The sequence below is a fragment of the Pseudomonas orientalis genome (genome assembly GCF_022807995.1).
Taxonomy (GTDB): domain Bacteria; phylum Pseudomonadota; class Gammaproteobacteria; order Pseudomonadales; family Pseudomonadaceae; genus Aquipseudomonas; species Aquipseudomonas orientalis_B.
Genome location: NZ_CP094351.1, coordinates 4144404 through 4167539, shown reverse-complemented (window position 1 = coordinate 4167539; position 23136 = coordinate 4144404). Strand labels below are relative to the sequence as shown.

Sequence of the window (23136 nt, the reverse complement as noted above, 5' to 3'; positions counted from 1 at the left end):
TAAGCTGGCGGTCCTTATTGGAGACTGCCGAATGAGAAAATTGTGTTGTGTGTTGCTGGCGCTGCTGCCGATGAGCGCGTTTGCCTACCCCATCGACGTGAGCAAAAAGATCGACGGCGTCAGCATCGACTACACCGCCTCCGATGTGGACGGCGATATCAGCTCGATTCAGCTGAATAACTACGGCACTCGAGATGCTGTCTGTTCTGTAACCTTTACCAACGGCCCTGAAGCGCCGCGTCGGCGCACCGTCACCGTACCCGCCGGCAAAAGCACCCACACCACGGCCAAGTTCAACCGCGCGATCATCAAGATGCGCATCGCTCTGGCGTGCGCGCCGAAATAAAGCGAAGCGGAGCATGCCTATAGGAATACACCGCTTATAAACAAATTTATAGATGGGTTATAGCAGTTTTTTGCGCTTTTTAATCGAAGTGGCCATGTTTAATCTTTTCTCTATCGACTTACAGCATTTACCGATGGAGCCTACATAACCATGTCCAACGTTCTGATCATCGAAAGCAGCGCCCGCCAGCAGGATTCGATTTCCCGCCAACTGACTCGGCAGTTCGTCAGCCAATGGCAGGCCACCCACCCGGCCGATCAGATCAACGTGCGCGACGTGGCGCTCAACCCGGTGCCTCACCTGGACGCCCATTTGCTGGGCGGCTGGATGAAACCTGCCGAACAGCGCAGCCCGGTCGAACAGGCCTCCCTGGAGCGCTCCAACGAATTGACCGACGAACTGCTCGCCGCCGACGTCCTGGTGATGGCGGCGCCGATGTACAACTTCGCCATCCCCAGTACCCTCAAGGCCTGGCTGGACCACGTGCTGCGCGCGGGGGTGACCTTCAAGTACACCGCCACCGGGCCGCAGGGTTTGCTGACCGGCAAGCGCGCCATCGTGCTCACCGCCCGTGGCGGCATTCACACCGGCGCCACCTCGGACCACCAGGAACCGTATCTGCGCCAGGTCATGGCCTTTATCGGGATTCACGACGTCACCTTCATTCATGCCGAAGGGGTGAACCTGAGCGGTGATTTCCAGGAAAAAGGCATCAACCATGCCAAGGCACTGCTCGCACAGGTGGCTTGATCCTTTAATCGCCAGATAATCCACCAGTGTTTATCTAGCGCCACGCAATCCCTTCAAGTACGCGTACCGAACCTCCCTTTGCACTTGTTGCTCCTGAGTGCTCCTGCCCGACTGCCGCTTCAGCGAGGTCGGGTTTTTTTTGCCTCGAGTTTCTTCAACCGTCGAAAAGCTTTAATGTCGCGCCCATTCGAAACGAGGCGCACATGGGCTATCTACTGGTTGTCACCCTGATTCAGGCATTTTCCTTCAGCTTGATCGGCGAATACCTCGCCGGCCATGTCGACAGCTACTTCGCGGTACTGGTGCGCGTGGTACTGGCCGGGCTGATCTTTATCCCACTGACCCGCTGGCGCTCGGTGCCACCGGCATTCATGCGTGGCATGCTGGTCATCGGTGCGCTGCAGTTCGGCGTGACCTACGTGTGCCTGTACCTGAGCTTCCGGGTACTGACGGTGCCGGAGGTGCTGCTGTTCACCATCCTCACGCCGTTGCACGTGACCCTGATCGAAGACGCGCTCAACCGGCGGTTCAACCCCTGGGCACTGGTCGCCGCACTGGTGGCGGTGGCGGGCGCGGCGGTGATTCGTTTCGACCAGATCACCCCGAACTTCCTGATGGGCTTCCTGTTGCTGCAACTGGCCAATTTCACCTACGCCGCCGGGCAAGTCCTGTACAAGCATCTGGTGGCACGCTATCCGAGTGATCAGCCGCACTACCGGCGCTTCGGTTATTTCTACCTGGGCGCCTTGCTGGTGGTGTTGCCCGCGTTCCTGTTGTTCGGTAAGGCGGATTTCCTGCCCCAGGCGCCGCTGCAATGGGGCGTGCTGGTGTTCCTGGGGCTGATCAGTACCGCACTGGGTATGTACTGGTGGAACAAGGGGGCCTGCCTGGTCAATGGCGGCACCCTCGCGGTGATGAATAACCTGCATGTACCGGTGGGGCTGCTGTTGAACCTGCTGATCTGGAACCAGCATGAGCCGCTGGGAAGGCTTGCCCTGGGCGGCCTGGTGATTCTGACGGCGGTGGCGGTCAGTCGATTGGGTATCAAACCCGCCGCTGGCGTAAAGTCTGCGACCTGAGGGTGCCAGCGATGTGTGAGCGGTAATGAAAGTGTGTTATCGAAAGGAACGGTGTGGGGGTGGCAGAGTGGACAAGGTTGATGAACTGATAATAGCTGCCTTGAAGGATGACTCCCGCGTCAGCCTGGCGGAACTGGCGCGCCAGGTTCACAAGTCTCGAACCGCCGTTGAGTCGCGGGTTCAAAAACTGATCGAAAAGGGCATTATCCTGGGCTTTACCATCAACGTCGCTGAGGACGATCAAACCCTGCAATCGGCATTCTTGATGCTCAAGCTCAACGGTAGCAGCTGCCACCTGGTGTTCCCCAAAATCTACCAGTATCGCGAGGTGGTGCAGGCCTATTCATTGTTTGGCGACGTGGACATGATGCTCGAGGTGCGCTACCGCAATTTTGAAGAATTGATGGTGTTCAAGGAAAACCTGCTCAAGATCGAGCATGTGAATGAGGTGGTGGTCAACCCGGTGCTCAAGGCCTGGCGCTAGCCGGTGCCGTCCGCGACGGCAGCGGCTGACGCCCGATCAGGCTGGCGCGTGGTCGTGGAAGGTTTCGAGAAAGTAATGATTCAAGGCCGGCATTGTCTGGCGCAGGGTGTCCACGAATTCTGCGATGACCGTCTGGTTGAACGCCAGCGTCGTGTCCTCATGCCCCAATACCACCACCAGCAGGCTGGATGATGCGTCGGTCAGTCTGAAGTCATGGGCATCGGCATCGACTTTGCCGATGCTCGCCAGGGGCACGTCGCCGCAGGTATAGACGATGTCGCCCGCGGGGATCATCACGTCCTTCTTGGCAAACAACGGGCGAAAGGCCCGCGGTTCCGGGGAACGCATGACGTGGATATCGTCCCGCTGATGATAGGTGTGTACGCCTATGCTGACGCCGTGCCGGATTGCCACGGCGTTATAGGCATCGACGACGTTATTGATGGGGCGCACACCGTTGGCGATGAAGCGCCGCAGCAGTTTTTCGTTGGCACTGACCGTGTTGGTGTAGCCGAGCTTTTCAAGCTGACGGGCAAAGCCTTCGTAAACGGGATTCGAATCCAGTTCGTTGAGGTGTGAGGCCACGTGGTTCAAGTTGCTCTGCAGGAGACTGACGAAACTCTGGTCGTCAGACACGCTGATGTTTTCGACAACGGCGGCGCAAGCATTATTGAGGCCCAGGTCAAGGGCTGACTGTTGAATGATCAAACGACTTTTCATGCCCTTAGCTCCATAGCTTCTTGCGCAGAAGATCGGTGCTGGCATCCAGCTGTTGCAGGCTTGGGTGCTGCAACCAGAACAGCCCGGGGCAGGTGGCGAAGTCGATTGTGACCGGCGTGGTGTCTCCCGGGCTGATAAAGAAGCGATGGCCGCAATAGGCTTCATCCAGCATGGCGCTCTGCAACGCCTGTGGGGAAGGCGCGGTAAAGGTGCGGCGCTCGTCGGAACAGAAAAAGCCGATACGACCATGGCTGATTTCACGTGCAGTGCCGGCCGGCGGGCGAGGCCGGCCGAGGTAGCTGTCGATGGCCAGCGACAGCAGGTCCGGCTGGTACACCTGCTGAAACAGCAGTGGGGCGATCCCGCCATGCAAGCGGCCGCCCGCTTCAATCATCACCGGGCCCGTGTCCGACCAGATGATTTCCATATGAATCGGGCCGACCTCGATGCTCAAGGCCGCCGCTGCCAGGCGGGCGTAGTCGAGCAGCGGTTGCAGCGCTTGTGCCTGGGGATCGAGGGTGTCCAGGCTTTCGTAGACAAACTTGCTGCCGTTTTTGTGGATCTTGGTGTATCTGCATACCGTGGCGATGGTGTATTCGCCATCAAAGGCGACCATGTCCACCACGTACTCCGGCCCCGATACGAACGGCTGCACGATAAACCCGAGGTTGAACTCCCCAAGGTCGTTTTTCTGCCGCCAGGCTGCGTTGTTCAAGGCGGTTTCCACTTCGTGCCTGCCCTGAGCGAACACCACGCCTTCGGTGGCGGCCGAATTCAGTGGCTTGACCACATAGGTGGCCGCTTCCTCCAACGAGTCGACCACTTCCCGAATGCGGCTTGGCGAACTCAGCAGTTGGGAGGCAATGTTCGCCAATCCCTTGTTCTTGAGCGCTTGCTGCATGGAAAACTTGTTGCGCCGCAGGTCGCTGGTAATGCGGCTGTTGCCTGCAATACGCAGCACTTCGGTGAGGTAATCGGTGAGGTAGATTGCGGTTTCGCAGCCTGCGATCACCGCGCTCAACGACAGTTTCTCCAGGGTTTCCAGCAAGCTCTCTTCCCAGTGGTAAACCTCTTCGAAATCTTCCCTGACCAGGTCATCGGTGAAGTGCCTGGGCAAGGTGTCGGTGGAAATCACCGCGATACATTTCACGCCCTGGGCCCGGAGCAACGGGGCGTAGAGTTTGCCGGTGGAGAACGGATCGACGATCAGTACGGTTTGCAATTGAGGCATTCCTTATTCAAGGGTCGCGGTGGCCGGGACCGCCGGCGTGAGGTTCCACGCCAGCACGGCGGCAGCCAAGAGGCCGGCGGAGACGATCATCAGCAGGCGCGCACCTTCCAGCCCGAGGAATCCCGCAGTGGTAAAAAACGTCAGGATCATTGGCGCCGAACCGCTGACCAGCAGGTAGTAGAGCGAACTTTTTGCGGCGATCACGTCGGCCACCCGAGCGTTGGGCGCCGACTCGATCAGGTTTTTACGCAATTGGATGCGCAGGCTGTTGATGCAAAAGCCCAGCAAGAACGCGGCCGCCATCATCACGTAGAGGTTCTGCCAATACACGATTGCCACGTCGGCCAGCAGCACCAGCACGATGGCGCCATAGCTGTTGAGCTTGATACGTGGCAGCACTGCCGCACTGAAGGCACCCAGGCCTGCCAGACCGCTGGCCACGCCGAACAGGGTGGCGTTCCACTCATTGAGTTTTTGAAACACGATCGGCACCAGGCTGTTGAAGGCGCCGATATGGAACCCGATCATGCTTAATACGATGATCAGCACGTAAAGGTTGCGCGGCAGGTTCAGCGCCTGGGCGACAGGGCTGTCATTGGCCTGCTCGGCCGTGTCGGCGCCGGGCGTGGCCTGCACGAACAGGATTGCCACCAGCGAGACAATCGCCGCCAGGCTGATGATCTGTAGGGTCTGGCTGACCGAAAATACATCCACGATCACCCCGCCCAGCAGCGCGCCGCCAAAGGCGCCGATCTGGATGGACGTTTGCATCAGCCGCGCCGAGGTGTCGCTGTCGGTCGCACCGGCCAGCACCAGCTTGGTGTTTTTCGACTCGAGGGTGCTGATGGTGAAGTAGTCGGTGACACCGACCACAAAGGCGATGACCAAAAAGCCGATGGGCAACACGGCGGCGTCGGTGAGCGACAGGCCAAGCACGGCGGCGAACGCGGTCAGGCGGATGTACAGCAGGCGTTTCATGCTCAGTTCAAGGGTGAAAAATTTGCCGATGTATTGTTCGCACACATACGGCACCACGGTCGCCACGCATAGCGTGGCCCCCACCAGAAATGTCGAGCCGGTGGTTTCCAGGCCGAACCAGACCATGGCAATCACAATCGCCATGTCCAGGCCGGTAAACAGGGTCACGATCGAGTAGAACGCTGTCAGTGTTGATTTAGTGGTCATAGGGTTCAGTCGTAACGAGAGAGTTTGAGTAAAGGCACGCACCGTTCGGTGTCACCCACGACGGTACTGAACTGGTTTCTCACGCGAACGGTGGGAGGCGATTTCTTTTCCAGGTTGCACACCTTGTAAGCGTTGTCGTGCCACGGGCAGATCACGCTTTGCCCGTCGCCCGTGGTTTCACCCATGTGCAAAGGGCCGCCGCGATGGGGGCAACTGGTGGGCAGCAACTGCGTCGAATAGGTATGGCGCTTGAGAAAATAGGTTTTGTCTTCCACGGCCACGTAGTGGGCGTCGGTAAGGTTCAGGCGGATAGCTTTCATGGGATGCCTGCTCAAAGGGCCGTGACGGTATAGGTGCAGGACGGGCTGACAACGCGGGTGCCATGCAGCATGCCCTTGGGAATCACCACGCCTTCCCCGGCCTTCAGCCGCACGCTTAGGTCCGGGCTTGCGACAAAATCCAGCTCGCCGGTTTCAACCCAGAACAACTCGTCGTTGGGGTGGGTGTGGGGCACCGAGAGTTCGTGCTCGGTCTCGGTAATTCGCAGGTCCACCGGCTTCGTGCCCTGCTGGGCGGCAGCCAGTGCACGGTGTTCATCCAGCTCGTCGTGCCATTTGATATGGGCGTAGAGCTCTTCGTCGGCGATGTCCTGCAGCAACCTGAATTCCTCGAAACCGCGGACGAGATCAGGAATGATCTTGCTGCCAAATTGCTTGATCATGGGCAGGATGAGGCGCTGCAGGGCCATCCTTCCGTGATGGACATCGATGTGTGAATGCTCATCGAAATAGTCGGTGGAGACGCTGTCGCCGAAAATGGCCTTGATGGCGCTCGACTGGTGTTTGGTGGTGAGCGCCAGGGTGGCCTCGGTGTAATACATCGCGCCTATGTAGCGGAACAGCTCGCCATGGTTGGCCGACACATAATGGAAGTAGTTGGTCAGCGACAAGGAACCTGCGGTGTAGAACTGCCAGTAATGGTGCACATGATGAGACATGCCCATGTCTTTGAGCATGTCTTCAAAAATGGTGCTGTGCTTCTTTTTATCGACACCGTAGCCATATTCGTCGATCAGGATCTTGAACAACTCGCTGGTGTACACGCCGCAATTGCCCAGCACATTGCGCGCCATCGCGGAGGCCTCACTGAGGAAATCGCCGGCGCATTGGGTCATGAAAAAGCGCGCGGCACGTTCAGGGTTGCGGCTGGTGGTCAGCACCTTGTGCAGCTTGGACTCCGACTGCGCGACATCCTCCAGGACCTTGTCGGTGTGGGCGACAAACGATTCCAGGCACCACGAACCGTTGATATGCACTTCTTGCTTGAGCCAGTCATACAAGTACTGTTCGAGCAGCGGACGGATCTTCTTGCCGCTGGCGGCGTGTTCAGGGTCGTAGAACTGTTTGAACGCCTTGAGATCAAGTTCCATGGGCGGCTTGGGCAGAAATACCAGGTCCTGCTCGTAGATATTCAGTAACAACCGTTGTGCCAATAAATGATGGCTGTCGGAAAGTTGATCGCTTGTTAGACGAGTACTGATAATTACGTCTGATATGTCCTGCGGCCGGGAAGGGCGCTGAAAGGGACTGTTGGTATAAAAGCTGCGCGGCTGGGCAAAAGCACTGGCGCTACCGTAGTGGGTAAGCGCCTCGGCATCCGAGCTGAGTGTGAAGTGGGGCGCATCATCTGACAGCTTAGTTGTCCATAACATAAGAAATGCCTTCTGGCTGATTTGTTCGATGGCCAGATGCTATAGATTTGGTTTTTCTAAAAACAGATTGAAAATCGGGCGCGTAGATAGTGAATTTCACTAAATCAATAGGTGGAGTCTGCTTTTGTCATTTGGATGAGTTGATTTATTACAGAGCGACGACTAGACATGTTCGTCGGCTTTTTTCAGGCGTGCTGGCTTGAAGGTCTTGAAGAGGAAGGAAGATGACAGTCAGCGTTTTGATCCTGCCGGGCCTGTTCAACTCCGGTGAAGCCCATTGGCAATCGCAATGGCAGCGTCAGTTCCACGGGTTGCAGCGGGTGGAGCAGCAGGACTGGGAAACACCGGTCGCTGCCGATTGGGTGGCGCGCCTGAATCAGGCGATAGAGGCGGCTGACAGCGAGGTTGTGCTGGTCGCGCACAGCCTGGCGATTACCCTGATTACGCGCTGGGCGGCGCAGTATCCGCAGTCGAACAAGGTGAAGGGCGCCTTGCTGGTGGCGCCAAGCGATACCGAGGCGGACTCGTATCCGTCGGGCACCACCGGTTTTACTCCGATGTCGATGCAGCGCCTGCCTTTTCGCACCATCCTGGTGGCGAGCACCAATGATCCCTACGTCACCCAGGAACGGGCGAAAGCGTTCGGCCAGGCATGGGGCAGTGAACTGGTGTGGGAGCAGGACGCCGGCCATATCAGCGGCGACGCGGGGTACGGGCCTTGGCCAAAGGGTGTGGAACACCTTTACCAATTGACCGGTGACCCGCAGTTCCAGCTTAAGTAGCGCCACTGCGAGGGGCCGCTCAAGCCCCTCGCAGCTCAGTTGCTCAATGCTCCAGGGCTTCCGCGGCCCTGGCATTCTGCGTCATCGCAAACAGCCCGCCGCGCAGGTCCGTGCCGCTCGGCTGCTGGTACAGGCTCAAGCCGAACTCCGGCAACACCGCCAATAGATAATCGAAAATATCCCCCTGGATCCGCTCATAGTCCGCCCACGCCGTGGTGCGCGTGAAGCAGTAGATTTCCAGCGGCACGCCCTGGGCGGTGGTCTGCATCTGGCGCACCATGCAGGTCATGTTCGGCTGGATGTCCGGGTGACTTTGCAGGTAGGCCAGGGCATAGGCGCGAAAGGTCCCCAGGTTGGTCATGCGCCGGCGGTTGGCCGACAGTTGCGCGCTGTGGCCCTGGGCCTCGTTCCAGGCCTTGAGTTCGGCCTGCTTGCGGCCGATGTAACCGGTGAGCAGGTGCACCTGGGTCATGCGTTCTTCTTCGTCATCGCGCAAAAAGCGCACGCCGCTGGCGTCGATGAACAGGCTGCGCTTGATGCGCCGTCCGCCGGATTGCTGCATGCCGCGCCAGTTCTTGAACGACTCGGACATCAGGCGCCAGGTGGGAATGGAGACGATGGTCTTGTCGAAGTTCTGTATTAGTGAGTGAGGAGGGAGACATGGACATAGAGTTTTTATATAAATCATACAGTTAGAGAAAAAATCAGAATGTCTATTTTTTCCACCTTTGCATGGACACCCTTTGAGCTAAACACCTCATTCCTCGCTGCAAAAGTCGCATAATAAGCTCGGTGAATTTCTCTAAGGAAGGTCTGAAGTAGGCCTCGATTTTGATGCCTTCATGGCCTGGGCTTCAAAAAGCCTCGCCCGATCAGACGTTTTTGCGCTGTTAACTCATCGATTTTCCTTTAAACAGCAACTTTTCCAAGGCGTTTTTCCGCATTACAGGCGCACCTCTCCCATCGCCAGCAGCCGTTTTCGTACCATCCCTAAGCGCAAACAGTGGTTGAGTGAATTCTTGTGAGCTTTTATAAGTGACAGAGGGCGCGCACGACATAAAGGGTTAACACCTAACTTGGTCTATCCTGATGGTTTTCAATATATTAATGCCCCGCCGTTGGCCCAGGTGGTTCATAGCAGAAGGCCCCGAGCATCGCGAATATCGGCATTGCTATTGGCTTTAAAACATATCTGTCACGCGGCATTAGAAATGATCACGCCCCTGCTGATGGGTTGGTGCCCTGGAAGCGTGCAAATGTCAGTGTGGTCAGCAGCAGTTTGCGTTTGCTGGCCAACCTTGGCTGCTACGTAATATTCACGGCAGGGTTGCGTTGAAAGCGGAGCGATGATTTTTTTGATCTCCCCAACAGATCTAATAAAACAAGATTTTGACCTTGAGCGCCAATGTATAAATCAGCTCCGTCTGATCGAACTGACGCGGATATGCCTGAAGTACTTGGATCAAGGGCGAAATCACAGGTCATCAATCAGCTTAGCCAGCGCTTGGGTCGCTCGTTTTGCAGTGTGTCCTACCGGCTTTTCGCTAACCTTGTCGTACGCCCACAGAATCAGCACCACAGCATCAACCCCCAGCACTTGGGCAATCTGCTCAACCCTATCGAGCGTAGGCGAGTGCTCCCCCTTCTCTAAGCGGTGAATGTACTGGCGCGACGCGGCAGTCCCGAAAGCATCTTGGGTTAGGCCTTGGTGCTCTCTAAGCTCCCGAAGCACTGCTCCGAAAGCCTCATCAATATTCAAACGGCTAGCTCCAGCTTTACTAAAACTGGCATTTAAACGCAAAGGAGGCTAGGATCTTCGAAATGACCACTATTGTGGTCATTTGTAAATGTCGAGTATGATAGGTTTTTGAAGTGCTTTGGTCGCTGCGCGGCCCAAACGGCTGTGCTGCAATCGGTTGTACAGGCATAGCCGGACGCGAAGGCAACGGCTCAGCAGACTTGCCAATCTAGAAGGTCCTGCGCGGCTTCGAGTCTGCTGAACTGCCTCTTGAAATAGGTGAGGGGATTCCGACACCCTGGTCCCTGCTCGGTCCATTGCCGCTGGACTCCTGAAAGAATCCAGTTGGGGCTGCTGTTTGATCAAATTGTGTGTATGCCTACCAGTGGTTGCAATCAAATAGTTTTAGCTATTTCGAACCACTAAAGTGTCAATATAATTGTCGTTACAGGAACTACAAGTGAACGAAAATCTTGAACGCACTCTACTGTCCAAATTTCCTAAAATCTTCGATATCAAAGAATCAGACCCTGACGACTACCTTTGGGGGATTCACTGCGGAGATGGCTGGGCTCCTCTGATAGCTGCCATGTGCAGGCAACTTCAGTTGCACGTAGAAACAACCGGCAAGCCACAGATCGTCGTTACACAAATTAAACAGAAGATGGGAATTCTGAGGTGCGTGTTTTCCGGCACTGATGACTACAGCAACGGCGTGATCGACACAGCTGTCGGCATGTCATTCGTGACGTGCGAGTTGTGTGGTAACAAGGGCGTGCTAGAACGCGGCACAAATGGCTGGGTCCGTGTGCTGTGTGAGCATTGCCGTATTGATAATCCTGGATGAGCAGTTTCGGTGAGGCAGCTAATCCCAACTTCTAAGCGATGAGGATCCATGTCGTGTTTCAAACCCACTTTAAAGTGCCCTCGGGCGGTGGTGTCTCTAGCGAAACTTTCTACAACTACGTCTTGCATTCTTTGGACTCCGAACTTTACTGCGCGAAAGCCTGCTACTTGGGCGCGCGCCTCACAGATTTCCCAGAGCATCGGATGATGATGACCTCAAGTCTAGCGCTGCTCGACCGAGTCTTGAGTGGGAAAGAGGAGGGCGTATCAATTGACACAATCCAAGTTTTGTCTCCAACTGATGCTGGTTCAGCGCATGAGGGAGCTTACGGCTTAGGGCGCGTAACTCGGATTACGCGGCTCAAACCTAAGCGAGGCCTCCCACGCTATCTGGTGGAGACCGTTGCTGGCAATATTTTGAGCGGAGATGTGGATGGACACTGGGGTAGTTATAAGCGGACTGTTTTGTTCGATTCCAACCCTTCGGAGCCTCGCCGTGCAGCCGTCGCGGAAAGTGAAGAGCGAGTGATCGCTGATATTCGAACAGATGTGATCGTCCGAGTCTTAGATCTCTACACCACACACAGGGAGATGACAGAGCGCTGGTGGCAGCAGAGGCACCCTGAGTTTGGCAACAAAGCACCCAGCGAACTTAGAACGCTAGCTGAGTACCAAAAGCTGATCGAACTGCTTCATGGGCTTGCTCGCGATTGGCTTGGCACAAGCGAACTCAAAAATGACTGACTGCTCAACCCTCATAATGGCTAATCACCCAGACCTTTTGCGACGACTGCTCCATCATTTCAGCGAGGAGTATACGTTGAATGACGGTCGAACCCCATGGCCGGTGCTTCGCTCGTGCGTTTCATCGCCGCGTCTCACCGATGTATATGTCAAGAACTTCGATCCGGAGGGTTGCGCTCAAGTGGGCGACAGTTTTTTGGACAAGCACACTATGCTCGCTGACCGACCTCAACGAACATATGGGGTTAGCCTTGAGCGCTGGGGTCAAATCTCGTCATCCATCATCGTAGTCGAGTCGTTCGCGTTTAGGGATGAGACCGTTAGTCGGATTCAAATTTGGCCTTTCGATCCAATGAGCTTGGCACTGGAGGCGATGAAGATTGCCGTTGCTGTGTCCTACACCACTCTGGAGTTGATCAGAGAGCCGAGGATTGTTGGCGCCATTAACGATTTACTGCGAGAGTACAACGTTCAGGTAGACCCGGATGAACGTTAAGACGTTAGGAATCGCAAAGAGCACACCCCCTCAAGCGCAGCATCAAAACGGCCTGACGTGGTTAGCCCTATGAAATGCCCGAATTTTTACGAAGTCTTAGATCGTTTACTGTTTCGCTGCTGGCTGCGGATGAGCTGCGATGGAATGAAATCCGATGGGTCAATGTTGACCTGCGATTGGGGCACGTTCAGTGCTCATGGAAGGAGTTCGCGGGTAGATACGGATCCCCAAAGTGGTCCACGTAGCAGCCTAGGCATAAAAAAGCAATATGCATAATTAGCACATTGCTTTCGAGAGTACCTGATGCAAGTGATCATGATAATCTCAAATGGGAGCCGGGCGATTGTATTACGGTCGGAAAGCAGCAACCGTTTGCGCTTTTTCATTGATTGGGATCGTTGGGCCTTGACCCAATACCGGGTCGGATTTCAAATTAACGTCGACGGAGTATTCAATTTCCTTAGCGGACGGCATTCTGAAGGCTCAAAAAGAGTAAGTTTAAGTTGTCGAGCTATTTGCAAGCATCGCGTGTAATCAGATACGTTCAGGCGCTTGAGCCAAAGGCAGAGGCCGTTGCGCTCCCATTACAAAATCTTCCCGCTGTTGCGGGATCTGTTGAGGAAAACGAAAAGTACCGGGTCGAACGCTGCCACTTTTATATCCAGCTTGACCAATGCGGAGAGGCCGTCGATGGATTTTCAGAAGTCCACGGGCTTGGGCTAGAGATAGACTTTTTCGATTTTGGCGTCGGCTCGCATCATCAGGTGCTGGCTCCTGAAAGGAATCAGGAGCACAGCATCGGGGATCAGTTGAGTGCTTTGAATGTGGGGTTTATGGAGCGCTTACGTTTAAAACATGCTTGGCATAGCCTCGGTCGCGGTATGAAATCAGCAGCTGCTCCTGATTGACAGCAACGAGGTGATCACCCGCAAGCGTAATTTCAAGATTTGGCGAGGAGGCTGACTCGCTTCTGCGCTAACAGTTATCTGCTAACGAAATATATGAAAAAACTTTACGTACACCGCCCAAGCAACCTGAGCGGCGTGTACAGTTAAGTTTCGGAGCGTTGTCAGGAGTTAATCGCTATTACCATCGGCATGCACAACTCCGAACGACTTAAACTTTATGAATTTTGATCCAAATTGTTCTTCTGGTACCTTGAGTTTAAGAAGTTCGTAGAAGTTTTCATCATGTGTCGAGAGGATTATTTGTCGATCAAAGTTAATGGATATGTTTCTTAATAAGTCTATGACCGAAAGGACGTTGATCGAGTCCATTGAATGAATGGGGTCGTCAATTAGTATCGCCCTTACCGGATCACCGTCATGCTCAATATGCAGCGCTTTTGCGAGAAAAATGCTGAGGCTAAGTATGTTTAACTGTGCGGAGCTGAAGTAAAGCGCTGGGGAGATTGGCTGGCTCAGCTCATCTTCATAAAGATATACCTCTAGTCTAGGTTTATCTTCATTTGGAAACATGCATTCAAATCTTACGATTTTGAAAAATGGATGAGGGTCTATTTTTCTATATATAGATGTGATTAGGTCGGTGTAAAAAAATTTGTCGATACGCTCCTTCAGTTTGCCCTCAACTTTTTTCAGTTCACGATCCAGCAAGATAGATAGAGTCTCGATTTGGTTTTTTGTGTCCCTGTCTGACTCAATCTTAGTCCTCAGCTCTCTATATTTAAAGAAAGGTAAGACATTCTCGATTTGAGCTTCAATAATGTTAGTGAGCATCAATGAGGCCGAAGCGTTAGATGTTTTTTTATCCAGATCAGCTTTTGTGATCTGCAATTCTTTGTGTAGTGATTCAGTAGGTGCGCTGAAGTCATTAACAAAAGGGCTAAGGAGCGCCTCTATTCGCGTCGCTGCATCTTCAACCTGACGTAACTCTTCAGTCAGCGAAACTAATTTTTCTAGAAGCGGAGGCTCAGATGAATATTCCTCTGACTTAGCCAGAGTATTTCGAAGCTGTGTAACTGTGTCGGATGTTGCGGTGATTTCTTTGTGTAGGGTGCTTTGAGCTTCAGTTAGATCGTTGTGAATTGGTAAAAAGATGTCAGCAATATTTCCGTCCTGAAGTATGTACTTTGCTTTCAGGTCTTTGTATAAGTTGTATGTGTCATCGTTTTCGTTGGCCTCCAGTTTGGCCAGAATCTCAGCCCTGTTTGAAGCTATGTTACCGGTATTTTCAAAGGCTATTTTGTTTGAGGCGAGAACCTCTTCAAGGCTTTTGTCTATTTTAACGATAGACGCTCTAATACTGGATACAGCATTGTTTATATAAGTGATGTACTCCTCCTTGCTGAGATTTCGAGCGCCTGCTCTGAGTCTATGCAAGTTTTCGGATTTAACTGCCTGCTCATTCCTTATGTCTTCCAACCCATGATCTAGGCGGGCGACCTCAGCATCCGCATTTGATAGCCGCTCGCTGATATTTGCGACCGCATTTGATTTCAGAGAGGTTAGATAGTTGTGCCCGCGTTCAAGAAAATCGTCAATCTGAAAAAGTCTTTTCTCAAGGTCAGCTCTGCTTTTTAAGAGCGAGTGAAGCGCGGCTTCGATGCTTCCGTTCGATTGGATTTTTTCCAAAAGAGCTGTGTGTGATTCATATTGCGCGTTACAGACCGGGCATGCATCAGATAGAGTTTTTGATAAGAGGGTTTTGGCCATGCTCATTAGAGAAAAAAGATCAGCGGATTGCCCGCTCAAGTCTTTGGCGTTCGCGTCTAGTGTTCTGATTTGCTCCTGGACGTCGTCCTTCTGCTCTAAGTGCTGATGATAATTTATTAAAAAAGCGGGGTCTGGCTTAAGCAGGGCTTGAGCATCGTCGGAAATTACCGATTTTCCCACGGTGAGGCTTGAATACTTCGAGAGTTCTTCCTGTAGTGATTTTTTTAGAGCGTGCGCAGTGGTAGTTCGCCTCTCTGACTCGGTGATCTTAGAATTGAGAGCAAGGATGAATTTTTCTTGTAAATCAATTTCTGCGAACTGAACTTCGATTTTGGAAAATTCGTCAAATAAAGACGCCAGTTGTGTGTCATTATTGATTCGCTCACTGCGTAACGACTCCACTGCCTGGGTGCTCGTATTATTAGAAATATTTCTGTCGATGAGTTCTCTGTCTATTGTAGAAATCTTCTCTTTATAGTCGGCAATGTTTTCAATGATCTGGGTGAGTTGTTGCTGATTGGACAGGATAAGCGAAATTAGCTGAGTTTCATCAACAAGGCTTCGAAGCCGTTGTTCTAAATTACTTTTGGTATCTAGCGCTTTAGAGAGAGAGCTAATGTCATCTCGGTTTGCATGGATTTTTGTGAGGTCAGATTTGAGTTTGGTACGGTGATCACGATATTGTGTAAGTTGAGGCAGACTTCCCACGCAGTATTCAACCGCCTGACTCTGCTGAGCTACAGACGTTAACTCCGTATTTAATTCTATTACGCGTTTCGAGAACAGTGATAGTAATGTAGTTTGCTCCAGTTCTGAGAACGAACTTCCAATTTGAGGAAAGCTGCCGCCACCGAGGTTTATTTCGGCTATAGCCTTGTTGACTTCGTCGACGCTAAATTCCAAAGTCGGCTCGAGTAAATTTTCTTCAAGGGATGATATTGTATCGCTGAGCAGTCTTAGCTCTCGGCTACAGGACCTAATTGATGTAAATAGACTGTTGCGATACTTTTCGTCATTCCCTCCAAAGGCTCCCATGAAGCGATCATAACGTTGCTCCGGACGTTCTTCTTTTAAGAAGGCATCAATTGCATCTTGTGATAAGAAAATGTCTGCTAAATGTTTAGTCGTTTTGTCTGTTCGCGCTGGGTCATATGTGTAGTCGCGCTGTCCCACGGCAGGACGCCTGACCGTACGATCAAAGTCTTTGTTTCCAGTTGTGCGTACCTTTACGTACGATGGAGCTTTCTCATCAATATACCGATTTTTGAGTATTCTTTGGGATGACTCGCTCGTATTTAAGTAGAGTGATGCCGAATCATTACTTGTGCGCTGGCTATCTCGGATATAGCGACCGATATTATTAGTTATTGCCCATTCCATGGCGTCGTAAAAAGAGCTTTTCCCAAACCCGTTTGGAGCATATAGGGAAATAAAATTCGAGACTTTGCCATCTGCGTTCGTAAAGTCGAATGTCCCATCTCCTTCCTCAGCGTATGCACGAAAACCTACAATATCCACAGATTTAAATTTCATTGTCGGTAATCCACTTTGCCAAATAGAGAACGTTTTCCGAAGAAAGGGTTGGGTTTGACTTCTTATCTGATATCAGCTGATTTAAAATATTTTGTAACTGGGTTACTTCCGCTTCATCTATTCGAGGAGAATATGAGAATACGGGGCTGAGCTTTAAATCAGAACCTAAAATCTCATTATTTAAATGCGTTTCAGGGTCGAAAGTACTTTGGGCTTCTGAAACTACAAGCTTCCGCATAGAGAATTTGTCATTCTCAATCTCATATTTTGTAGTTTTAGCAATGCTGGATGGGGTTACAAATGCAAGGTATATATTCCATGCATCAAATTTACTCTCCAGTTCGCTCTGATATTCGTAAGCGATGACGCTGGCTACTTTTTTCCATAAGAACAGCAGGTCGGCTTCGTCTTTGATCCAACAAACAAAACAGCTAATGTAATTTTCTGGTTCTGACCTATACAAAGAAAAAGCGGCACGGGGGAACTGTGCTGATAAAAACTCGATGCTTTGCGCAGATTTAGATATATGCATTATAGAGTTCTTTGACTAAGGCCATTAATTCTACATTTCCGTATTGCTCGTTCCCGGCGTAGTACTCAGAGAATTGTTCGTCGTCATTCACTACGCAAAGTCTATGTAAGCCTGTTAAGTTATAAACTTTAAAGTCAATTGCTGGATTTGTGATTCCCGAGTCGACCATGATTTCACTCTTTTGTCTGCGTCCGATATCAACAACAACCCTTTCTAAAGACGACGGGCGAGCTTCATGCTTTGGGGCGCTATCCCCACTGCTGACTACAATTTTCCCGCCGCGTTTAAGTCCTCGAAAATCGGATCGGAAGATATCCATCAGCTTCCACACCCAGTTTTCTTGATCTGTCGAAAACAAAAATCTTCGTCGGGTGGAGTTCTCGTCAATGTACGAAAAATCGACAGAGTCAAACTCAATATCATCTATTAAGCAGCTGATTATTAAGAACTCAAAATATGCTATCCAAAGCTCCTCATTGTAAAGATTCTGCTCTGGGCAATCGTTGACTAATAGCTTCTTCTTGAACTTTTCATAAAGCGTAAAAGGGTTTATTCCATTCGCTGAACTGAGCAGGTATCCGCGCTCTTGAAGTTGACTTATGAGGAATATAAGGTTGTTCGGGTCTTCGGCTTGTGCGAAGCAACGGAATGTCTTGTCTACTAGCCCAATAAAACTAGTCATAGATGGAGGGTGTATCTTTTCGAGCCTTGCTTCCGAGATGATCTTTTCGACCATAGCTATGGGAGTACAGATCACCCTTCCATGAAACTCACGGTCGACAACGCCTTCGACTCGCGACTCAATTCCCTGGAGAAAAATATCCCCCCCAATCTCGACGAATACGCCCCCGCCAGAGGCTCCAGCTACTTCACCCCAAAGTGGCTCTCCGTCAAGTGCTAAAGAAAATCTGTCTCCTTCAACTTCAGTGATTTGCCCTGGGTACCCCCTTAATTTATCCCGAGGTTCTAGGGTCCGACGGGTAGCAGGATATCCGTAATAAAGGACTCTTTTGTTTCTCTCCGGTTTTGATACTGCAATTTGCAGGTTGGAGTCTAGCTTAGTACTTGTGACCAATATTGCAATGTCATTATCAGTGCTGAGTACACATTCTGCTAAATCAATTGTATCTCCGTTCATTCCTATTACGGTGATTTCACTGATGCCATGGTATTCTCCCGAGTTCTCATCAGTTTCCAGCACGTGTTTGGCAGTGAGTATGTAGCTGTGGTCGCCAAACGCTGGTTGGATTAGTACGCCGCTTCCGTCGTTAACCATCACAACATGCGAGCGTATTTTTTCAATTTGCTCAGGCAAAGCTCAGCTCTCCAGGTAGTGCCATGACATGACCTCTCAACTGAGTCAGTTCTTCATTCGTGTAAATGCTTGATATTACTGATTTATAATTGAAGAATATCACTGAGTTTGAATTTTTACTGTGAATTCGTGCAAAAGTTGTCTTGTTTGGTAAGCTGTGTCGACTTGCATCAGTGCTAACTATGTAGTTCAAGCAGTCTATTGCGTTCAGTAGTTCAAAGCTGGTGTTACCTTTGCTACCGTGATGCGAAAGTTTTACTATTTCCGCTTTGATAGGGGTTTTGGAGTCGTATCCCAGCGTTGCTAAACCTTGGATGATACTGGTCGGATGAGCATCACCTAAAAAAAGAAAATTTTGCTCGCCCACTTTTAGAATGAAAGAGATAGAGCTACCGTTTGTTGTTGAGTTATCCTCCTTGAATGTGTCTTGCTCAAGAAGCTCTTTGTAGCTCTTTTTCCAATCGGTGTTTGACGCAGAGGTGAAGGGGCTTGGTTGTTCTTTTTCCCATTTTGCAAGCAGTTTCTTTAGCTCCCCCTCGTTAGGTGTTAGAAATATTAACTCGCAGCTTTCAAGAGAGTTTGTATCACCTTGCTTTATTACGCTTTTATGCCATACCCCAAGGTTTTTTAGTAATCGCTCTAGTGTGTTCCCTTGAGTAATTGAGGTGTTTTTGGATTGGGTGAAATTTCCTGATATTTCTTTGCTAGGGTCTATCGGGACTTTGAAGTGTTCGTGGATAAGTCGCCCAGAATTAAAAATTACTTTGCGTGCAAGCTTGCTCAGACCGTCGTTGACCTCAAAAGCCTTTATCAAGCCACCTATATGGTCATCGTCAACATGAGTGAGTATGACAAGATCAATTTTTTTATCCTGAGCTTCTAGCTCATTAAGTAGGGCTCTGAGTTCTCCCTGTGGAGAGGCTCCGAAGGTAGTCTGTGGACCCCCATCGATCAAAATTCTCTCCGTGACTGTTCCTAACTCAACGGTTATAAATATGCAATCGCCGTGAAACGCTTTCAACACGCGAACGCTAACTGGCATAGTCTTCCCTTCCCTGAGCCCCTTGCTAGAGTAACGGCATGCACAGCAATGCGAGCTGAGAATGGTTATCCCTAACCTAGGCAACGTTAAGCGCAGAGCGCTGGCGGATTGCCTTTCTCTGTTAACTCATTTTTTCAAAATTGGCAATACATTCCGAATTTTGTCTAGGTTTAGACGTCTCGATTTTTGACTCAGCGCCCTGGTAACCAGTGGGTTTGAAGCTAGGCCTCTCATTGCCAATCTACGCGTACTTCTAGCGATGCGAAAACAAGCTTCGGGATACTAAATCACTGACTAAAGCCTAGTGCTGGGCGTGGGGAGGTGATTGGGCTCGATGATCTGGCGGCCGTCTGATGGAGCTAAAGGATGAAATCTGCAAAAGTTTCCGATTGTAGAACATGCGGGTGCCAGTGCATTTACGTCGCCATTTTCGTGGTCGGAGGAGGCGGCCCCGATGGTCGCAGATAGCCTACGAGTGATCCGCAGCAGTTAGTATGTCTTGACTGTATATCGAGAAAGCACTGCGAGATCTCGGATGTAGCCGAGACTGTGGCTGCCCATATTTTCATCGAAGCGCATGTCTGAGGGGCGTTTTCTTTGAAGGATAATTTGGGTCTTCACTCGCCATGGGGCTAAAGCGGCTATCTGCTTCCGGCTGTAATCGGCAGATAGCGACCTTGTCGTAATTTATCAATGGTTATCTTAGTCAAATCTTTTTTCGCTACTAATCTATTATTCGTAATTTAATTCACCGAATAGGCTGTACATTAAATCCCCTTTCAGAACTTCAAATGGAAGTTCGACGTAGTCATTCCGGTGACGCGGTAGAGCTTTACCGTCATGAGGTGCATTTTTGGTATGTCCCTGCACTCGCTCCCCGTTTTCTTTGATGTAAGGCAGCACAACGATTCGGCCATGGTTCTTGGATAGTATCGTACCTTCAAGCCACATCGCCTCTCCAGTCTCGGACTTACCCGAAGCACCTACTTGCTTCACTACCCACTGCGGAACAGTGCCATTTTCGTACCAGAACACGAAACTACCCACGATCAAAACCCGCTGCCCTCGACGCAACGCATCTGCGAGCAACAGTTTCACGCTGGCAAGGTGTAGCAACTTGTTTGCGCGCGGAAGAAGCGCATCGCGAATTGCAGCTTTGGTTTGCCCCCAGTGGTCAGTACCACTCATCCCAAACCCTCGCGCGATTTTCTCGCGGTAAGCGTAGATGCCTACCCTGTGACTATTAGCTCCAATGTTGCGCCAAGTGAAGTTACCTTCGCATTCAAGAAGTGAACCGTATCGCGCCAAAAAAACTAGCTGCACATAGGGGTATTGCAGTAGGCGTTTATGCAGCTCTGTTCGTAGAACGTCGCTACCATTCAAGACCGTCAGGTCTTCCAGTCTAGGCCTAGGGTCCGCCGCATGACGCTTGATAGCCTCCATCAACATGAGCCTTTCCTCGCTCATCAGCCGCTCTTCAGCCGTCAGCGCCTTCTGCACTTTCAAACGTATCGAAGCGGCTTGTTCAGAATTTAACGCAAGATCGTTTACAGTATATTTAAGCAGAAGATTTGTAGATTTGGCTTCGTTCACGGCCGCGTCGTAATTTTGATAGGTAATCGGGCCATAGCCGCCATGGGCAACATCATCCCGACGAAGATACCAATCAACATTTCCGTCCGGCTTCAGTTGTAACTCAAACATATGCCAGACGGTGTCATCTTTGACCCACTGCTGTGGCCAGCAACCCAAAATGGGTAGGCGGTCGCGGTGTCGCCTCAATGATTTCATTACAGATCTCCCTGTTTAGCTGGACGCTTGATCTTACGCAGAAGCGTAACTACCAAGCCATCAGTTCTGCTCGCTCTACCTGTAGCCAAGGTTGTACGCTACCTTCGTCTCGTTCAGAGTCAGGGCACCATTGTAGAGACGATTCCCGTTTCTGGCCGATACGAGCCATTGGGGGCTCAGTCTAAACACTAATGGCGCAATGCCGATCGGCTATGATGATTCCGCATCTGAGGATTGCACTGTGCGTGCGCGGCTGCTTCTCCTAGTGTACGTTTTCGACCCCCCAAGCTCCGGTATGCCTATGATCACCGAAATGTACGCTGATGACTTTCCTTTGATCTATGCCCGGCTGGTCACACGACTTCCAAAAAAACCTTGGCTCAAGCGTACACAGAGCTTGAAACACGAGATCAAAGCCAAGCCCATTTCGACCCAACTCCTGATCGCCGAAAATTATATCGCCTATGGCCTGACCTGGTTCGATGCTGGTGTTGGGGCAATGGAGATCGAGTCATGGGAAGCTGTGAAGGCCGCCATGGCATTTGCGATTCAGGTTAATTCCCTTTGTGATGCTGAGGCCCAGTCTGGTCGCAGCAGCCTCGCAGGTCGAGTTGCTGGTGCATTCAATAACCCGACCGATCTTCGGGCGATGGTCCTTGAACTGCATGTGGCGATCGGCCTCCACCGCAGAGGACTCACAGTAGAATGGCCTGAGGCGACTCCTAAGAGCGTTGACACCTTCGATATTCTTGCTAGTGGAGGGGGCCAGGATGCCTTTGAGGTCGAATGTAAGTCGTTCTCTTCTGACAAGGGTCTGAGAATTCCACAGAAAGAGGCCATGGGCTTCCTGGCAGAACTCCTGACATCGCTATCCCCTACACTTTCTCATGGCGCAATGGTTGGCGTCTCGATCACAGTGCCAAAGCGACTACCCACAGCAACTACCGAGTTGAAGGATTTGCGCAATAAAGTTTGCGCTGCCATCCACAATAATGCTGTTGGCGGCGATGGATTGTTTTCCTTGGAAAAGCTTTCGATTGAGCCATTCGCGCCGGGCGAAATCAAGGATCAAGCTCATCTCGCTGAACTGTTCAGCAATCACGTCCAGAACCATGCGGGGGTGATGGAGTCGATGAGACTTATCGCCACCACGCCGAAACTTGCTTGTGTTCTGCTGACAGTCGCGAGTGAGGAAGACCACCGCACTTTGAAAGCGTGGGAGGATTCTGCAAAACACGCCATTCGAAAACAGATGAGTGGGAAGCGACCTGGCTGTTTGGTCATACGTCTTGAAGGGATGGACAGCAATAGGATGATAGCGGTATGCAAGGTACAGCCAAACCTGCTCTCAGTGTTCTCCGAAGAGTTGATGACTAACGATCGTCATAAGCATCTGGCGTGCATTGCATTCATCAGTGATTCCGATTGGGTCGAAACAGACGAAGCTCCTCAAGTCGGCCAGAGCTGCACCTACGTTTTCAACAACCCGAGCGGGAGCTATCCAAATCTTGGGCTTGGATCATATTTCATGGAGTGACTGGTTCAGGCGAGGTCCAGGGTCATCCTCACGGCTACTCTGTATCGAACACATGACCATTTTATGTAAAGTAAAGGTCTGTATGTAGGTGATGTGATAAGTGGCCTGTACAGCGTTATCCACTGGTGCCGTTGCCGTTGCTGTCGTAGAGGTTGTTGCCACCGGTTCTGGTATCGCATACCTATTGTGGACACATCTGAGCGACTGCTTTTGGCCGGTTTTAGACCTTCCCGACAGGCGGAAATCGTCCCGTAACGGCCGTTCATAGGAGGTTGATGCAGGCCAGACAGTCTCCGACACGGCGTGTAAGTAAACGCTTGAGGCTGACCGGACTACTTAATTCTAGCAGTTTAATGATGGCCACTTGCCAGGCCGCCGCTAAGCTGCCAATCTAAGTCTACAACCGATCAAACATCCAGAATCCCAATTCAGGACGCTTTATGTAATTAATAGAGAAAAGTTAAATATGGCCATTACAAGGCACATAGGGGCAAATCACCTGATCCAGATTGAACTAAGACGTCTGAGACGTCATCTAGAGGCGATAATATCGTTGCATTGGGTGATCTACATGATCGGAAAGAATAAGGAATATTCTG

At 51.4% G+C, this 23136-nt stretch carries 20 protein-coding genes and 1 pseudogene; 9 read left to right on the top strand and 12 right to left on the bottom strand.

What is annotated here, in order from left to right; all coding sequences use genetic code 11:
* The first annotated feature begins 31 nt into the window (after positions 1–31).
* The 4 genes from MRY17_RS18455 to MRY17_RS18440 all read left to right on the top strand — a co-directional run bounded on the left by MRY17_RS18455 (position 32) and on the right by MRY17_RS18440 (position 2659).
* On the top strand, positions 32–346 hold the full coding sequence (locus MRY17_RS18455; RefSeq protein ID WP_181283365.1) for a 3-phosphoglycerate kinase: 315 nt from the start codon (positions 32–34) through the stop codon (positions 344–346).
* Positions 347–496: 150 nt separating this feature from the next.
* The gene (locus MRY17_RS18450; RefSeq protein WP_181283366.1) at positions 497–1096 is read left to right on the top strand and encodes an FMN-dependent NADH-azoreductase; all 600 of its coding nucleotides are present in this window, start codon (positions 497–499) and stop codon (positions 1094–1096) included.
* A gap of 203 nt (positions 1097–1299) precedes the next feature.
* Positions 1300–2175, top strand: coding sequence for a carboxylate/amino acid/amine transporter (locus tag MRY17_RS18445; RefSeq protein ID WP_243352661.1), 876 nt, complete (start codon positions 1300–1302; stop codon positions 2173–2175).
* A gap of 67 nt (positions 2176–2242) precedes the next feature.
* Positions 2243–2659, top strand: a complete 417-nt coding sequence (locus tag MRY17_RS18440) for an Lrp/AsnC family transcriptional regulator (protein WP_057721264.1) — start codon at positions 2243–2245, stop codon at positions 2657–2659.
* Between the two features lie 36 nt (positions 2660–2695).
* On the opposite strand, the gene MRY17_RS18435 is transcribed toward MRY17_RS18440, so the two are convergent.
* The 5 genes from MRY17_RS18435 to MRY17_RS18415 are packed head-to-tail and all read right to left on the bottom strand — an operon-like array spanning position 2696 to position 7275.
* Complete coding sequence (locus tag MRY17_RS18435) at positions 2696–3379, bottom strand: phenylalanine--tRNA ligase beta subunit-related protein (protein ID WP_181283368.1); 684 nt, start codon at positions 3377–3379, stop codon at positions 2696–2698.
* 4 nt (positions 3380–3383) lie between these two features.
* Positions 3384–4610: an ATP-grasp domain-containing protein gene (locus tag MRY17_RS18430; RefSeq protein ID WP_243352660.1), complete on the bottom strand. Its 1227-nt coding sequence runs from the start codon at positions 4608–4610 to the stop codon at positions 3384–3386.
* Between the two features lie 3 nt (positions 4611–4613).
* A complete protein-coding gene (locus MRY17_RS18425) occupies positions 4614–5795 on the bottom strand; it encodes an MFS transporter (RefSeq protein ID WP_243352659.1) in 1182 nt (393 codons plus the stop codon).
* A 5-nt stretch (positions 5796–5800) separates the two neighbouring features.
* On the bottom strand, positions 5801–6115 hold the full coding sequence (locus tag MRY17_RS18420) for a Rieske 2Fe-2S domain-containing protein (protein WP_191952171.1): 315 nt from the start codon (positions 6113–6115) through the stop codon (positions 5801–5803).
* Positions 6116–6126: 11 nt separating this feature from the next.
* On the bottom strand, positions 6127–7275 hold the full coding sequence (locus MRY17_RS18415; RefSeq protein ID WP_243352658.1) for an iron-containing redox enzyme family protein: 1149 nt from the start codon (positions 7273–7275) through the stop codon (positions 6127–6129).
* A gap of 455 nt (positions 7276–7730) precedes the next feature.
* Here MRY17_RS18415 and MRY17_RS18410 point away from each other — a divergent pair, with 455 nt between their 5' ends.
* Positions 7731–8288 carry an RBBP9/YdeN family alpha/beta hydrolase gene (locus MRY17_RS18410; protein ID WP_191952170.1) on the top strand — a complete coding sequence of 186 codons (558 nt, stop codon included), beginning with the start codon at positions 7731–7733 and terminating at the stop codon, positions 8286–8288.
* Between the two features lie 43 nt (positions 8289–8331).
* Here the strand turns inward: MRY17_RS18410 and MRY17_RS18405 are convergent.
* Positions 8332–8928, bottom strand: a pseudogene (locus tag MRY17_RS18405) (mechanosensitive ion channel family protein); the annotation flags it as partial.
* A gap of 834 nt (positions 8929–9762) precedes the next feature.
* Positions 9763–10047: a helix-turn-helix domain-containing protein gene (locus tag MRY17_RS18400; RefSeq protein ID WP_243352657.1), complete on the bottom strand. Its 285-nt coding sequence runs from the start codon at positions 10045–10047 to the stop codon at positions 9763–9765.
* Positions 10048–10486: 439 nt separating this feature from the next.
* Between MRY17_RS18400 and MRY17_RS18395 the strand changes: the two genes are divergently transcribed.
* The 3 genes from MRY17_RS18395 (at position 10487) to MRY17_RS26700 (ending at position 13020) form a co-directional block, all read left to right on the top strand.
* Entirely contained in the window at positions 10487–10873 is a 387-nt protein-coding gene (locus tag MRY17_RS18395) for a hypothetical protein (RefSeq protein WP_243352656.1), read from the top strand.
* A gap of 53 nt (positions 10874–10926) precedes the next feature.
* Positions 10927–11616 (top strand): hypothetical protein, encoded by a 690-nt coding sequence (locus MRY17_RS18390; RefSeq protein WP_243352655.1) that lies wholly within the window; start codon positions 10927–10929, stop codon positions 11614–11616.
* A 999-nt stretch (positions 11617–12615) separates the two neighbouring features.
* Entirely contained in the window at positions 12616–13020 is a 405-nt protein-coding gene (locus tag MRY17_RS26700) for a hypothetical protein (RefSeq protein ID WP_243352654.1), read from the top strand.
* Positions 13021–13188: 168 nt separating this feature from the next.
* Here MRY17_RS26700 and MRY17_RS18380 read toward each other — a convergent pair whose 3' ends face one another.
* The 5 genes from MRY17_RS18380 to MRY17_RS18360 form a co-directional block, all read right to left on the bottom strand.
* A complete protein-coding gene (locus MRY17_RS18380; protein WP_243352653.1) occupies positions 13189–16320 on the bottom strand; it encodes an AAA family ATPase in 3132 nt (1043 codons plus the stop codon).
* Positions 16310–16852, bottom strand: a complete 543-nt coding sequence (locus MRY17_RS18375; RefSeq protein ID WP_243352652.1) for an ABC-three component system middle component 1 — start codon at positions 16850–16852, stop codon at positions 16310–16312. Before MRY17_RS18375 ends, MRY17_RS18380 begins: the two co-directional genes overlap by 11 nt.
* Positions 16839–18167, bottom strand: coding sequence for an ABC-three component system protein (locus MRY17_RS18370; protein WP_243352651.1), 1329 nt, complete (start codon positions 18165–18167; stop codon positions 16839–16841). The genes MRY17_RS18375 and MRY17_RS18370 overlap by 14 nt, the downstream gene beginning before the upstream one ends.
* Entirely contained in the window at positions 18160–19209 is a 1050-nt protein-coding gene (locus MRY17_RS18365) for a ComEC/Rec2 family competence protein (RefSeq protein ID WP_243352650.1), read from the bottom strand. The genes MRY17_RS18370 and MRY17_RS18365 overlap by 8 nt, the downstream gene beginning before the upstream one ends.
* Before the next feature lie 732 nt (positions 19210–19941).
* Entirely contained in the window at positions 19942–21000 is a 1059-nt protein-coding gene (locus MRY17_RS18360; protein ID WP_243352649.1) for a hypothetical protein, read from the bottom strand.
* A gap of 301 nt (positions 21001–21301) precedes the next feature.
* On the opposite strand from MRY17_RS18360, the gene MRY17_RS18355 reads away from it, so the two are divergent.
* Positions 21302–22537 carry a hypothetical protein gene (locus MRY17_RS18355; RefSeq protein ID WP_243352648.1) on the top strand — a complete coding sequence of 412 codons (1236 nt, stop codon included), beginning with the start codon at positions 21302–21304 and terminating at the stop codon, positions 22535–22537.
* Positions 22538–23136: the final 599 nt, after the last annotated feature.

Coding starts and splice junctions, on each gene's coding strand:
- MRY17_RS18455 (WP_181283365.1), top strand. CDS start 32: ATGAGAAAATTGTGTTGTGTGTTGCTGGCGCTGCTGCCGATGAGCGCG.
- MRY17_RS18450 (WP_181283366.1), top strand. CDS start 497: ATGTCCAACGTTCTGATCATCGAAAGCAGCGCCCGCCAGCAGGATTCG.
- MRY17_RS18445 (WP_243352661.1), top strand. CDS start 1,300: ATGGGCTATCTACTGGTTGTCACCCTGATTCAGGCATTTTCCTTCAGC.
- MRY17_RS18435 (WP_181283368.1), bottom strand. CDS start 3,379: ATGAAAAGTCGTTTGATCATTCAACAGTCAGCCCTTGACCTGGGCCTC.
- MRY17_RS18430 (WP_243352660.1), bottom strand. CDS start 4,610: ATGCCTCAATTGCAAACCGTACTGATCGTCGATCCGTTCTCCACCGGC.
- MRY17_RS18425 (WP_243352659.1), bottom strand. CDS start 5,795: ATGACCACTAAATCAACACTGACAGCGTTCTACTCGATCGTGACCCTG.
- MRY17_RS18420 (WP_191952171.1), bottom strand. CDS start 6,115: ATGAAAGCTATCCGCCTGAACCTTACCGACGCCCACTACGTGGCCGTG.
- MRY17_RS18410 (WP_191952170.1), top strand. CDS start 7,731: ATGACAGTCAGCGTTTTGATCCTGCCGGGCCTGTTCAACTCCGGTGAA.
- MRY17_RS18380 (WP_243352653.1), bottom strand. CDS start 16,320: ATGAAATTTAAATCTGTGGATATTGTAGGTTTTCGTGCATACGCTGAG.
- MRY17_RS18375 (WP_243352652.1), bottom strand. CDS start 16,852: ATGCATATATCTAAATCTGCGCAAAGCATCGAGTTTTTATCAGCACAG.
- MRY17_RS18365 (WP_243352650.1), bottom strand. CDS start 19,209: ATGCCAGTTAGCGTTCGCGTGTTGAAAGCGTTTCACGGCGATTGCATA.
- MRY17_RS18360 (WP_243352649.1), bottom strand. CDS start 21,000: ATGAAATCATTGAGGCGACACCGCGACCGCCTACCCATTTTGGGTTGC.
- MRY17_RS18355 (WP_243352648.1), top strand. CDS start 21,302: ATGATCACCGAAATGTACGCTGATGACTTTCCTTTGATCTATGCCCGG.